Source organism: Streptomyces sp. NBC_00631 (genome assembly GCF_045206895.1).
Taxonomy (GTDB): Bacteria; Actinomycetota; Actinomycetes; order Streptomycetales; family Streptomycetaceae; genus Streptomyces.
In genome coordinates, this window is the sequence record NZ_CP107734.1 from 3,509,454 (window position 1) to 3,522,116 (window position 12,663).

The 12,663-nt window shown below is 71.4% G+C and carries 11 protein-coding genes and 1 tRNA gene; 6 read left to right on the forward strand and 6 right to left on the reverse strand.

All coding sequences use genetic code 11. The features are described from left to right. Positions 1–61: 61 nt before the first annotated feature. The gene (locus OHB00_RS16170) at positions 62–679 is read left to right on the forward strand and encodes a DedA family protein (protein ID WP_406435507.1); all 618 of its coding nucleotides are present in this window, start codon (positions 62–64) and stop codon (positions 677–679) included. 127 nt (positions 680–806) lie between these two features. Here the strand turns inward: OHB00_RS16170 and OHB00_RS16175 are convergent, their stop codons facing one another. After that, on the reverse strand, positions 807–1,037 hold the full coding sequence (locus OHB00_RS16175; protein WP_365805036.1) for a DUF2277 domain-containing protein: 231 nt from the start codon (positions 1,035–1,037) through the stop codon (positions 807–809). 91 nt (positions 1,038–1,128) lie between these two features. Here OHB00_RS16175 and OHB00_RS16180 point away from each other — a divergent pair, with 91 nt between their 5' ends. After that, a complete protein-coding gene (locus OHB00_RS16180; RefSeq protein WP_406435509.1) occupies positions 1,129–2,094 on the forward strand; it encodes a ketopantoate reductase family protein in 966 nt (321 codons plus the stop codon). On the opposite strand, the gene OHB00_RS16185 is transcribed toward OHB00_RS16180, so the two are convergent. After that, entirely contained in the window at positions 2,091–2,675 is a 585-nt protein-coding gene (locus OHB00_RS16185) for a phosphoribosylanthranilate isomerase (protein WP_406435511.1), read from the reverse strand. The genes OHB00_RS16180 and OHB00_RS16185 overlap by 4 nt on opposite strands. Before the next feature lie 103 nt (positions 2,676–2,778). Here OHB00_RS16185 and OHB00_RS16190 point away from each other — a divergent pair, with 103 nt between their 5' ends. Together OHB00_RS16190 and OHB00_RS16195 are read left to right on the forward strand one after the other, a co-directional pair. Next, on the forward strand, positions 2,779–4,674 hold the full coding sequence (locus OHB00_RS16190; RefSeq protein ID WP_406435513.1) for an SMI1/KNR4 family protein: 1,896 nt from the start codon (positions 2,779–2,781) through the stop codon (positions 4,672–4,674). 105 nt (positions 4,675–4,779) lie between these two features. Continuing rightward, on the forward strand, positions 4,780–5,109 hold the full coding sequence (locus OHB00_RS16195; RefSeq protein ID WP_406435514.1) for a hypothetical protein: 330 nt from the start codon (positions 4,780–4,782) through the stop codon (positions 5,107–5,109). A 47-nt stretch (positions 5,110–5,156) separates the two neighbouring features. Here OHB00_RS16195 and OHB00_RS16200 read toward each other — a convergent pair. After that, positions 5,157–5,228: transfer RNA gene (locus OHB00_RS16200), tRNA-Val, on the reverse strand. Positions 5,229–5,537: 309 nt separating this feature from the next. Here OHB00_RS16200 and OHB00_RS16205 point away from each other — a divergent pair. Both OHB00_RS16205 and OHB00_RS16210 read left to right on the forward strand, forming a co-directional pair. After that, positions 5,538–6,833: a hypothetical protein gene (locus OHB00_RS16205; protein ID WP_406435516.1), complete on the forward strand. Its 1,296-nt coding sequence runs from the start codon at positions 5,538–5,540 to the stop codon at positions 6,831–6,833. Between the two features lie 69 nt (positions 6,834–6,902). Next, a complete protein-coding gene (locus tag OHB00_RS16210) occupies positions 6,903–7,445 on the forward strand; it encodes a DUF4383 domain-containing protein (RefSeq protein WP_406435518.1) in 543 nt (180 codons plus the stop codon). Here OHB00_RS16210 and OHB00_RS16215 read toward each other — a convergent pair. From OHB00_RS16215 to OHB00_RS16225, 3 genes are all read right to left on the reverse strand, one after another. Continuing rightward, positions 7,433–8,605 (reverse strand): amidase domain-containing protein, encoded by a 1,173-nt coding sequence (locus tag OHB00_RS16215; protein WP_406435520.1) that lies wholly within the window; start codon positions 8,603–8,605, stop codon positions 7,433–7,435. The genes OHB00_RS16210 and OHB00_RS16215 overlap by 13 nt on opposite strands. A 143-nt stretch (positions 8,606–8,748) precedes the next feature. After that, positions 8,749–10,047, reverse strand: coding sequence for a hypothetical protein (locus OHB00_RS16220; RefSeq protein ID WP_406435522.1), 1,299 nt, complete (start codon positions 10,045–10,047; stop codon positions 8,749–8,751). Positions 10,048–10,099: 52 nt separating this feature from the next. After that, positions 10,100–12,544: a transglycosylase domain-containing protein gene (locus OHB00_RS16225; RefSeq protein ID WP_406445809.1), complete on the reverse strand. Its 2,445-nt coding sequence runs from the start codon at positions 12,542–12,544 to the stop codon at positions 10,100–10,102. Positions 12,545–12,663: the final 119 nt, after the last annotated feature.

The window sequence follows — 12,663 nt, forward strand, 5'->3', positions numbered from 1 at the left end:
CCCGCGTACGCTGTATGGCTGTCGTCGGGGGGCGCACCAGGACAGTCGCGGGGGAACCGTCGTGTGGGAGAGCATGGGGTCACTGGAGGCCGGGCCATGGATATACGCCATGGTGGCCGTCTCCGTGCTGCTGGATGTGTTCCTGCCGGTCCTGCCGAGCGGGGTGCTCGTCATCACCGCGGCCACGGCAGCGGCGGCGGGCACCGGTGCGTCGGCCGGGCAGGTCCCGCCGCACGCCCTGCCGGACATCCTGGCGCTGACCCTCTGCGCGGCGACCGCGTCGGTCCTCGGTGACCTGGTCGCCTACCGGCTCGCCCGGCGCGGCGGGGCCCGCCTGGACCGCGCGATCGCCCGCTCCCGGCGGCTGAGCAGCGCGCAGGAACGTCTCGGCGAGGCCCTGTCCCGAGGCGGCGGCGCGCTGGTGGTGCTGGCCCGCTTCGCCCCGGCCGGCCGCTCGATCGTCTCCCTCGGCGCCGGCGCGACCCACCGCAGCGTCCGCGACTTCCTCCCCTGGTCCGCCCTGGCAGGCCTGACCTGGGCGATCTACAGCGTCGCCCTCGGCTGGCTGGGCGCCCAGTGGCTGGGCGCGACCTGGATGGCCACGGCGGTATCGGTGGCAGCACTGTTCGGCGCGGGGGCGGGCGCGGGATACCTGATGCGAAGACGCCGGCCGGTGTAGACCCGCTGCGGCAGGCCGCCGGGCCCGCGGGAGGCGGTCGCGGGCCCGGCGGCCGGTGTGCGCATCCCCGCGGTCCGGTGGGGGCTGGTCGCGCGGTTCCCCGCGCCCCTATGGAGCGCGGCCCACCTCAGCCCCCACCCGCGGCCGCCTGCCCCCGCACCTCCAGTCCCCCCAGCAGCGCGGCGGTCGCCTCCGCGACCGCGTCCACCGCCCGCTCGAACACCTCACGGTTGTGCGCGGCCGGCGCCCGGAACCCGGACACCTTCCGCACGTACTGCAACGCGGCAGCACGGATCTCCTCCTCCGTGGCCTCCTCGGCCAGCTGAGGCGGACGCAGGGTCTTGATACTCCGGCACATGTCCCCAGTCTCCCGCAGACCCCCTCCCTCCTGCGAGGATCTTCCCGAGGCGGCCACCGCTCCCGGGGCCGACCGACGAGAGGACAACTCCATGCCGAACATCCCGAACAGCCCGGGCACCCCGGACGGCCCGGGCACCCCGGACGGCCCGAACGCACCGGTCCCCCCTCTCACCGTCGCCGTCCTCGGCCCCGGCGGTGTCGGCGGCCTGCTCGCCGCCCTGCTCTCCCGCTCCGGCCACCGCGTCCTCTGCCTGGCGGGCCAGGAGACGGCACGCACCCTCCGCACCACCGGAATCCACGTCCGCAGTGCCCTGTTCGGCGACTTCAGGGCCCCCGTGGAGGCCGACACGGCCCTCCGCGAGCCGGTCGACGCCTGCCTGGTCACCGTCAAGGCCACCGCCCTGGACGCGGCCCTCACCCGGATCCCGCCCGCGGCCCTCGGCGACGCCCTCCTCATACCGTTCCTGAACGGCGTGGAACACCCCGCGCTGCTGCGCGCCCGCTACGCCCCCGACCGCGTGGCCCCGTCCGTGATCCGCGTCGAGTCGACCCGCACGGCCCCCGGCCGCGTCGAACACACCAGCCCCTTCGCGGAGATCGACCTGACCGGCGCCAAGGTCCCCCGCCCCCGCCTGAAGGCCCTGGCCGAAGCCCTCACCGCCGCCGGCCCGGCCACCCGTGTCCTGGAGGACGAGACCACCGCCCTCTGGGCGAAGATGGCGTTCCTCGCCCCCTTCGCCCTCCTCACCACCCGCTACGCCCTCCCCCTCGGCGAGGCCCGCACCCGGCACCGCGAGGAGCTGTCGTCCCTCGTGGCGGAGACGGCAGCCGTCAGCCGCGCCTGCGGCGCCCCCGTCGACCCGGCCCAGGCGCTGGCCCGGTACGACGCCTTCCCGCCCGCCGCCAAGTCCTCGATGCAACGCGACGCGGAGGCCGGCCGCCCGCTCGAACTCGACGCGATCGGCGGGGCGTTGCTGCGCGCGGCGGACCGGCACGGCGTGCCCGTGCCGGTGACGGCCCGCATCGTCAGGGAGCTGCGCGAAGCCGGCCGCTAGCGGCCGTCGCGCCCGGCGGCACGTCCGGGGGTGCGGGCGGCGGCGATGAACGCGGCCATCCTCTCGCGGCTCTTGACCCCCGGCGCGGTCTCGACGCTGCTGGAGACGTCCACGCCGTAGGGCCCGAACTCCTCGATGACACCGGCCACGTTGTGCTCGTCGAGGCCGCCGGCGATCACCACCTTCCCCGGCACGTCACCGACCCAGCCGGGGATGTCCGCGAACACGCCGCTGCCCGCGCTCGCGTCGTAGAAGAAGTACCGGAGCGCCTCCGGCCGCTCGGGCGGGGTGCCGGAGGCGAGGGCGAGGTTCGGGATGTCGGCCGTCTCGTAGATCTGGATGACGTCGAAGCGGTCCGCGACGGCCGCCGTCTCGGCATACGCCAGGGCCACGGCGAAGACGGGGATCCGCCCCCGGGCGTGGTCGGCGAGCGCCACGGCCCGTTCGGGCGGGCAGTACCGCTTGCTCTTCGGGGTGACGACGATCCCGACGGCGTCGTAGCCCAGCTCGACGGCCCAGTCGATCTGCTGCTCCTGGGTGAGTCCGCACACCTTCACGAACGTCGGCCGCTGCCCGCTCATCCGCCCTGCTCCGTTCTCCCGCCCGGCGGGAACGTGATCGTGGCGTCCAGGCTCTCATTGCGGGCCGGGGCCGTTGTCAGTGGCGGCTGCGAGGATCACCGGCATGACGGACACGAGCGACGGCTGGCGCTCTTTCCTGGTGCGGTGGAGCCAGGAGTGGGCGGACGCGCAGGACGGGGACGTACCGGCGCGGGACGAAGAGCCCCTGCGGACGCGCCGGCTGGGGTTCCCGCCCGCGTCGGAGGAACGCATACGCGAACTGGAGGAGCGGCTCGGGCACCGGCTGCCGCCGTCGTACCGGTCCTTCCTCGCGGTGAGCGACGGCTGGCGGCACGCGGGCGGCTTCGTCTGGGTGCTCGCCGGCACCGACGGGGTCCGGTGGCACGAGGACTCGGCGGGCCTGTCCGAGTACTTCCCCGGCGAACTGGACGACGACCCCACCCCCGAGGACGAACTCCTCGCCGGGATGTGGGGCCGGGCCCTGCAACTGGACGTGGAGTCGGACGCCGTCTACGTCCTGCTGGACCCGGGGGACGTGGACGAGGCGGGTGAGTGGGCCGTGTACACGTGGGCGTCGTGGCGCGCCGAACCGCCGACGCGGTACGGGTCGTTCCGGGCGTTCATGGCGTCGATGTACCGCGAGTTCCACCACCTGCAGGTGAGCCGCTCGGAGCGGGGCGGGTCGGTGTTCGCCAACGCGACGACCCGGGCCCTGGACGCCTCCGTGGCGGCCGCACGGCTGGACGCCCTCGCCGGGAGGTACGAGCAGGCCGCGGCCACCCTGGCGGAGGCGGTCGCCTACGGCAGGCCACGGGCGTCGGGGCTGCACGACCAGATCCGCCGGCTGCTCGGGCAGACGTACATGGTGTCCTTCCAGGGCCTGGCGGCCGACCCGGTCTACGCCCCCGAGATCGTGCCCGTGCTGGTGGCCGAGCAGGCCCGCATGCGCCGGGACGGCCCCATGGGGGCCTCCGACCTGCCGGGTTCCTCCGACACGGTGCGCGCCGCGGCGGACGAGGTCCGGCGGCAGATAGGGGAAGGCACCTACCGCTACACCGCCGAAGGCCCCTTCGGCCGGGCCGTCGAGGAGGCCCGGGAGCTGGCCCGCTGGGGCGACACCGACGCGGCCTGGCACACCCTGCGGGCCGCCCTGCCCGACTGGCGGCCGCTCAGCCCCGAGCACCTCGCCCCGCTCGGCCTGTGCGCCGACCCGCTCCTCGGCCCCCTGATCACACCGGACCGCGGCCGGGAACTCCTCGCCACACCCCGTGCCGGACAGCCCGGCGACATCCCGCCGCCCACCGCGGACGTGGACCCACCGGGCCTGGCCTGGCTGGCCGACGAGCGCCCCGGCACCCTCCTCACCTCGTACCGCTTCCTCCTCGTGGAAGGCGTGGCACCGCCGCAGCTCCCGTCCCGCCTGGCCGCCACCGACACCGGCCCCGCCGCCCTCAACGCCCCGGCGACCCTGTGGGACGCCCGGACGCGTTTCCGCCCCGGCGAGAGCGTCCCGCCGTGGGCGGACACGGCACTGACCGCCGTCGGCCGGGCGGGCCCCGCCTGGAGCTTCGCGTTCGAGGCAGCGCCGGGCGGGGGCTTCGACGCACGGCGCCTCGTCTCCCCGGGCCTGGCCGCCTCCCGGGGCACCCGCACGGTCACGGTGTGGAGCGAGCCGTCGCGCGGCCACCGCCCCGGCGTCTTCCACCTGTCCGTCGCGGAGAACGGCGAGGAGCGGTACGGCTTCACCGCCCGCGGCACCACGACCGAGCACCGGGGTCCCGTCCCGGAACCTCTCCGCTTCCCGCCGGGCGGCCCCGACGAGCACCGGCGGCACGAGCACCGCGCCCTTGAGGCCCTCACCACCGAGTTCGGCGTCCGCCTACCACGGCTGGCACTCACCCAGGGCCGCCTGCACACCCTCCGCACCCGCCCCTGGAACCGCACGCCTGGCCCGGGCGAGCCCTACCTGACCATCGGCTTCGTACAGCACCGGCCGTAGCGGACGCGCGGGGCGGCTCCCGGCCGGGGTCCCGTCCCCCACTCGAACACACGAACCCCCCGAACAAGCTCGCCACCCAAAATCGAACAGGCGTACCATTGCCGCGTGGCTGCGACCTATGACTTTCCGAGTGACCTCCTCGCCGGTCAGGAGGAGCTGCATCAGGTCCGGGCCGAGCTGTCGGCCCTGCTGAAGCGGCTCCCCTGGTCGGTCGAGCCGCTGGACGGATTCAGCGACCTGGGCGGCTGGCGCAAGGTGGAGCGCCCCGCCTCCCCGGGCTGGACCGAGGACGAACAGGCCGAGGTGGAGAAGCTGCGCCGCCGTGAACACGAACTCGCCGTGTTCGTCAGCGGCCACCGCTTCTGGGCGGAGGTCACGGCCCCGGACCGCATGGAAGCCCGGAGCCGGCTCAAGCACGCGCACGAGGAGGGCTGAGAACGCCAGAGGACCCCGGCCGGATCGGCCGGGGTCCTCTGTTCACGTGGGCGCGGACGGTTTCGAACCGCCGACATCCTGCTTGTAAGGCAGGCGCTCTACCCCTGAGCTACGCACCCGAGACGAGTCGACAGCCTACATTGCCCGGGGCACTGTCCCGCAAACACGTATCCGGAGCGGCCGCACGCACCGTTACAGGCCGGTCGTCCCGAGCGTTGCCGAATGATCGCCCCGACCGCGAACTGACCGGCCCGTGTGTTCGTCTTTCACGAGTGGGAGAATTGCAGCAACCGCCGGCACAGTGGGCGCAGCGCGGCACGGGAGAGGGATAAGTGACGGGGACATCGGGGACTTCGGTGGTATCCGAGCGGTCGTACTCGCCTCCCGTGCGGGTCCGGCGTACGCCGCTTCGGGATGTCCTCGGTCTCATGGGGCTGCCGTTGCTGGCCGTGCTGGTGGTGCCCGGGGCGTTCGCCGGTGGCGGGACCCGGCGGTGGTTCGGGGGGCGGGCGGAGAGTCAGCGGGCGGAGGCGCAGGCGGCCAAGGACGCCGCGGCCGCCGCGTTCTACGAGTTGGACACCGCCCAGCGGGACCTGCGGATCTCGATAGAGACCATCTCCGCCGTGGACGACTCGCCGGCCGCCCGTCGCGCCGTCTCGGACTTCGAGGCGCTGGGGCGGCGAATCGACGAGGTGAGCAACCGGTACATCCAGGCCATCGACGCCTATGACCTGGATCGGGACGACCTTGAGGCCGCCACGGCGGCGCGGGCGCGGGGGGAGATCTCCGGCGCCCGGGACGAGCTGGTCCGGGTCAAGGGGGAGTTGGACCGGTTCGGTGAGTCGCTCGGGCCGTTGCTCGGCAAGGCCGAGACGCAGCTGGCGCGGCTGGCGCCCGCAGTGGAGCGGGCCCGGCAGGCCCTGCTGGCGGCCAGCAACGCGCTCGATGCCGTGCGGAAGACCCCGATCAGGGCGGATGAGCTGGCGGCCCGGCTGGCCGCCCTGTCGCCCGAGCTGACCAGGCTGAACCAGGGTGCGGGCCGGCACGGCGTGCAGGCGACGCTGGAGCGGGCCGGGCGGGTGCAGCGGGAGGCCGAGGCCATCCGGGTCGAGGCCGAGCGGCTGCCGGAGAAGGCCGCGGAGATCGATCACCGGCTGGTGAGCCTGCGCACGCGTGCGCAGGCGCTGACCACCCGGGCCGGGCAGGTGGACCCGGTCCTGAGCGAGCTGCGGCGGCGGTTCTCGGCCGCCTGCTGGCAGGACCTGCAGCAGGTGCCGCAGCAGGCCGGCGAGAACGTGCGGCAGGCCGAGGTGAAGCTGCGGGAGGCGCAGGCCGCGCGGGACGCGCAGCGGTGGGCGGACGCCGGCTCACTGCTGTCGACGGTGCGGGCGCTGCTGAACAGTACGGACGAGGCGGTTTCCGCGGCCGGTGACCGGCTGAGCCGGCTCAACGCGGTGCAGAAGGATCCGCAGGCGGAGATCGACCGGACGCGGTTCGCGATCCGGGACGCGCAGCGGCTGGCGATGGCCGGGCGGACCAGTCCGGATCCGCGGCACGCGCGGCCGCTGGACGACGCGGTGGCGCGGCTGGACCGGGCGGTCGGGGGGCTGGAGGGACGGCATCCCGACTACTGGCACTTCCTGACCGAGACGGAAGCGGTACGGCAGTCGGTGGCGCGGACGGTGACGCAGATCCGGGAGGACCGGGGCACCGGTCACCCGTGAGCCGTTTGCCGTCCCTGCGGCACAGGCGGATATTGGGAGGCGACCCGCAATCCAGATGGGGAGGCGGAGATGGCCTCACACGCAGCGCACTCGGGGACGCGGCGGCGGATCATGTTCGACGAGGCACTGCCCGTCGACCACCGCCTGAACCGGGTCTACCGGATCGGGGCGGGCCTGATGGGCCTGTTCCTGCTGGCCTTCGGAATCCTTGGGCTCACCGACAACATCGGCTTCTTCGACACGGGCGGGAACACCGCGATCGGCCTGAACACCAACGGCGCGCTGAGCGTGCTGTCGATCTGCGTCGGGCTGCTGCTCTTCGTCGGGATGGTGATCGGCGGGAACTTCGCGTCCACGCTGAACATGGTGCTCGGCGTGCTGTTCATCCTGAACGGCTTCCTGTTCCTGGGCCTGCTCGACACGGACTCGGACTTCCTGGCCTTCAAGATCCAGAATGTGCTGTTCAGTTTCGTGGTGGGTCTGGTGCTGATGGTGTTCGGGATGTACGGCAGGGTCAGTACGAACCTGCCGCACGACAACCCGTACTGGCGCGCCCGCCACCCCGAGGAGGAGCAGCGGACCGCGGTATCGGCCGATGATCAGGTGCGGTAGGCGTAGTAGTACGCGTTCGGGTACGACGCGACGAGGCTCGCCAGCGACCTGCGGTAGGTGTTGTTGGAGTGGTAGGTCACGTACGGGATGCCGTTGGCCACGTACGTGACGATCATCGTGTGGTCCTTCGCCCCGTCCCGGTCGAAGTCCATCTGGATGACGTCGCCGACCTGCGCCTGGAAGACGTTGGCGAGCGGGGTGGTCCGCTTGGAGTTCTGGGCGAACCAGGACCACTCGTTGACGCCGACGAACGAGTCCGACTGGATGTCGGCGGTGCCGAACCACTTCGTGTAGTCGTACACGTAGCCCGGGACGTGCTTCCAGCCGCCGGCCTTGAGCGACTGGCTGACGAAGTTGGTGCAGTCGCCGCCGGCGGTCTCGTTGTTGTAGTCCGGGTAGTCCGGGTTGTAGTTGTACACGTACTTCTCGGCGTAGGCGGCCATCGCCTTGTAGTCGTACGTGCCGCCGGTGAGCGTCTTCGGCACGGGCGTCGGGTTGCGCGTGATGGCCGCGCGCGGCGCGTCCGGCGTGGTGTTGCCGTCGTCGCCGGTGGCGGGCGCCTTGACCGAGGGCTTGGACAGCGTGTTGACGGCGAGGCCGCCGTCGTCGGTGTCCTCGATGCCGGTCAGCTGCCAGGTGCCCTGCCGGTCCGCCTTGAAGGTCAGCTCGTGGTGGGCCTGGAAGCCGGTGGACTTCGGCTCCTTGCCGGCGGCCTTGGCGTAGGTCAGCGTCGTGGTCTCGGTGACGTCGGCCTTGGCGGTGCGGCCGGTCACGCGGGTCGCGTCGAGCGTGACCTGGGTGCTACCGGCGCTGTACGTCTCGCCGGCCTTGGCGATGCGGTTCTGGCGGCCGCGCAGCTGGGTCAGCGCCGCGTTCTCGTCGTGCGACTGGGTGCTGGAGAGCCGGACGTCGCCGGAGAAGCGGGACGTCTGCTGCTTCTGCGAAGCACCCCGTACGAGAGCCTGGGTACGGTCGGTGAAGACCGCGTCGGCCAGCTTCTGGAAGGTCGCCTTGGTCGCGGCGTTCACGGTCGGGTCGTCGACGACGGCCGCGCCCGCGCTCCAGTTGGCCGCGAAGGCGACGCCTGCGACGACCGAGGCAGCCGTCGCCGTGACTATGGCCGCGCGGCTGCGCTTACGGCTCAGTTTTCTGGATTTCAATGATGTTCCCCTCTACGCCGGTACTCCTACCGGGCGACGGCATCTTCGCACGGCGTGTGTGACTCCTGTGAAGGGGGTTGCAGGATTGGAATCCGCTTGCTGTCGCGCCGACTTGAACCGCCTGCCATAAGTCGGTGCAAGGCTCACTTCACGATGCTCGACCAGTCCGCCGGGGCCTGGGCGGGGTCCAGGGTGCGCAGCCGGGCCAGGGTCGCCGGGTCCTGTGCGTCCATCCAGTCGGCGAGTTCCTTGAAGGAGACGCACTTGACGCCCTTCTTGGTGCATATCTTCGGGATGATCTGGTCGATGGCCTTCATGTAGATGCCGCCGTTCCAGTCCTCGAAGTGGTTGCCTATGAACAGCGGGGCGCGGCTGCCGTAGTAGACGCGGTTGAAGCCGTCCATGTAGGAGTCGACCGTCTGCTGTTCCCATTCGGCGTACTTGGCGGGGTCGCCGTCGGTCTCGCCGTTGGACTGGTTGTAGAGGAAGTTGAAGTCCATCGAAAGGCCCTGGTAGTCACCGCCGGGGTAGGGGAGCATCTCCAGCGGGAAGTTCCAGAGGCCGTCCTTCTTCGAGGGCCAGATCTGGAAGTCGCCGGGGGAGCTGGCGTCGTACTTCCAGTTGTAGCCGTACTTCTGCAGGGCTTTCAGCAGGTTGGGCTGGCCCTCCAGGCAGGGGGCTCGGCCGCCGACGACCTCCTGCTTGAAGTCGAAGGGCAGGGCGGGGATGTCCTTGAAGCCGGTGTTGGTCTTCCAGTTCTCGACGAACTTGTAGAACTGGTCGATCTCGCTCTTCCACTGCTCGACACTCCAGTCGCCGCCGCCCTTCTTCTCGCAGAAGTGGCCGTTGAAGTGGGTGCCGATCTCGTTGCCGTCGTTGTAGGCCTCGCGCAGCTGCTCCAGGGTGGTGCGGATGTGCTCGTCGGTGGCGTAGTCGATGGCTGCGTCGCCTGGCTGGTGCATCGGCCCGGTGTAGAGGGTCTTCTTGCTCTTGGGCAGCAGGTAGATGCCGGTGAGGAAGAAGGTCATGTGGGCGTTGTACTCCTTGGCCATCTCCCGGTAGTGCGAGAAGAGATGGTCGGAGCCCTCCAGGGCGCCGTCCCAGGAGAAGACGACGAACTGGGGCGGCTTCTCACCGGGCTTGAGCTTCTGGGGCTTCAACTGGTCCTTCTGCGGCCCGGTGTACGAGGTGGAGCCGTCGCCCAGGACGTGGGTCTTGCCGTCCCACTTGGGGGTGGCCGACGCGGACGGGCTGGCCTTCGTGGTCCCGGCGGCGGTGGGCGCGGTGTCGTCCTGTCTGGTGAGCACCAGATAGCCCGCGACGAGGGAGGCCACGACCAGGAAGGCGGCCAGGCTCATGACCTCCGGGCGGGCGGGACGGCGGTCACGGGCGGGCGCCTTGCGGCGGTGGCCGCCGGCTGTCGGCTTCGTGCGGGGCTTCATGCGGGGCTCATTCTGCGGGTGGGTGGCGTGGGGAGCTGCGTGGCCTCGGGGGTCAGTCGAGGCCCATGGCCTGTGCCCAGACCGTGTACGGGACGTTGTCGGTGCCGGAGCCGGCGATTCCCTTGAGCGGGAGCGGTTCCAGGGACTTGTTCAGGTCGATGCGGTACACGACGACCGACGTCGTCACCTTCGAGAGTGTGCCGGTGTACCAGGCGGCGGTGTCCTTGCCGCCCGCGTAGGTGCTGCCGGCCTTTCCGGCCGCCGCGTGGGTGAGCGCGGGGGTCGGGTGGGCCAGCCGGAACGATTCGGTGAGCGCCTGTTCGACGTCCTCGGCCACGTCGTCGCGGACGGCGCGGGTCGGCTGCGGGGTGTCCAGGGCGACCCGGCGGCCGTTGCGGGTGATCTTGGAGACCGAGTACGGCTCGGTGTGGTCGCCGCCTGCCGCGAAGGTGGCGTAGCCGCTCGCCATGCGGATCGCGCTGGGGGTGGAGCTGCCGATGGACAGTGCGGGCACCTGGGGTCCCATGCTCTCGGAGAGCAGCCCGGAGGCCACCGCCGTGGACCGCACCCTGTCGAGCCCGGTGTCCATGCCGAGCTGCATGAACGGCGTGTTCACCGACTGGGCGAGGGCGTTGGCCAGACTGATCTGCCCGTAGGACTTGTCGCCGTCGTTCTTCGCGTAGACCTTCTTGCCGCTGCGGTCCCAGTACGGGCCGTCGGGCGTGGTGACGGGGACCTTGTCGTCGCCGTCGTAGAGCGTCTCGGGCAGGACGTCGGTGGCGGCCCCGCCGCGTTCCTTGTGGATGCCGTTCTGCAGCCCGGCGGCGTAGACGAAGGGCAGGAAGGAGGTGCCGGCCGGGACGGTGGTGGCGTTGGACTCGTTGTAGCCCTGCGTCCGGTGGTCGGGTCCGCCGTACACGGCGACGATCCGCCCGTCGGTCGCGACCGAGGCGGCGCCGTAGTGGGCGGCCTTGGCGTTCTCGGGGTCGCTCTCCTTGGCGTTCTTGCGGACCTTGGTCACGGCGTCGGTGAGCGTGCCCTCCTTCTTGCGGTCGAAGGTGGTGTAGATCTGGTATCCGCCGAGGTCGAACTGCTTGTCGGAGATGTGGGCGGACTTCTTGGCGTACTGCTGGGCGAGTTCCACCAGGTAGTCGCTCTGGTTGCCGGTGTCGTAGACCTTGTTGGTCGCGATCGGCTCGGGGAAGGTCTTGTACGTGGCCCGCTCGGCCGGCGACAGTTTGCCGATCTTGACCATCCGGTCCAGGATCCAGGACCAGCGCTCGACCGCTCGCTTGTGGTTGGCCTGGCTGAGCGTCGGGTCGTAGAGCCCGGCCCCCTTGAGCAGCGAGGCGAGCATGGCGGCCTGGCTGGCGTTCAGCTGGCTGACGTCCTTGCCGTAGTAGGCCTGGGCGGCGCGCTGGATGCCGTACGTCCCCCGGCCGAACCAGCTGGTGTTGAGGTACCCCTCCAGGATCTGGTCCTTGCTCATCTTGTTGTCGAGCTTGAGGGAGATCATCGCCTCGGTGAATTTGCGGCTGATGGTCTGGTTCTGGGTGAGGTACACGTTTTTCACGTATTGCTGGGTGATGGTGGAGCCGCCCTCGGTGTCCCCTTCGCCGACCGTGCGATACAGGGCCCGGGCTATGCCTTTGACCGATATGCCGGGGTCGGTGTAGAAGCTCTCGTTCTCCGCCGCGAGCACTGCCCAGCGCACGTCCACGGGTATGTCCTTGAGCGGCATGTCCTGCCGCTGCACCCAGCCGGTCCGGGCCATCGGCGTGCCGTCGGACCAGAAGTAGACGTTGTCCTGCTGGGTGGCGTACGTGTTGAGGTTCGACGGTATGTCCGTCGCCGCGTAGGCGACCACGAGGAACAGCCCGGTCAGTCCGATGCCGCCCAGCCAGGCCCCCAGCCACTGCCGCCAGGACGGCACCCAGCGCCGCCAGCCGGTACGGCCGGGCCGTGGGTACATCGGCCGCAGTTTGCGCGCGTACGGCGCCAGTGGCGCGAGTCGGGGCCCCACGAGGGCCCGGAACCTCGCGAGCGCCTCCAGCAGCCGTCCACGCGGCGACGGGCGGGCGCTGCGGCGGCGCTCGGCACGGCCGCCCGAGGCCGCCGGCTCCGACTCCGAGTCGCGCTCCGGCTTTCGTTGTTCGATCACCCGGATCTGCATGGTGGCATCCGCCCGCAGGGCGTCCACCTTCAGATGCAGGGTCTCGTCGTGCGCCGGCACATCCGGCTTCTTCCGCCGGGCCCCCTCACCACGCGCCGTGGCGCCGTCCTCGCCGCGGCGGGCGCCCTTGCCCTGCCCCGCCTTCGGAGCGTCGGACTTCGGAGCGTCGGCCTTCTCGGCGTCGGCCTTCTCGGCCCGCAGGGCGTAGTGCTCCTGCCACAGGGCCTGAGCCTTCTGCCGGGCGATCTCCTGGGCACGCTGAGCGTCGTCACCCTTCTGCCACAGGGCGTGCTCCGCACGCAGGCCGTCGACCTGCAGATGCAGGGTCGCGTCCGGCTCGAACGGCTTCCGATCCCGGGATTTGGCCCGGTCACGGCCATCCTCCGGGTCGCCCGTCCGCTCCGTTGCGTCCGTCACGACTGCGTCTCCCCTCGCACTCGGTC

Bases quoted from the DNA above. Each gene is read 5' to 3' on its own strand.
- OHB00_RS16205 (WP_406435516.1), top strand. From the start codon at position 5,538: ATGGGGCTGCCGTTGCTGGCCGTGCTGGTGGTGCCCGGGGCGTTCGCC.
- OHB00_RS16220 (WP_406435522.1), bottom strand. From the start codon at position 10,047: ATGAAGCCCCGCACGAAGCCGACAGCCGGCGGCCACCGCCGCAAGGCG.
- OHB00_RS16175 (WP_365805036.1), bottom strand. From the start codon at position 1,037: ATGTGCCGGAGTATCAAGACCCTGCGTCCGCCTCAGCTGGCCGAGGAG.
- OHB00_RS16185 (WP_406435511.1), bottom strand. From the start codon at position 2,675: ATGAGCGGGCAGCGGCCGACGTTCGTGAAGGTGTGCGGACTCACCCAG.
- OHB00_RS16190 (WP_406435513.1), top strand. From the start codon at position 2,779: ATGACGGACACGAGCGACGGCTGGCGCTCTTTCCTGGTGCGGTGGAGC.
- OHB00_RS16180 (WP_406435509.1), top strand. From the start codon at position 1,129: ATGCCGAACATCCCGAACAGCCCGGGCACCCCGGACGGCCCGGGCACC.
- OHB00_RS16210 (WP_406435518.1), top strand. From the start codon at position 6,903: ATGGCCTCACACGCAGCGCACTCGGGGACGCGGCGGCGGATCATGTTC.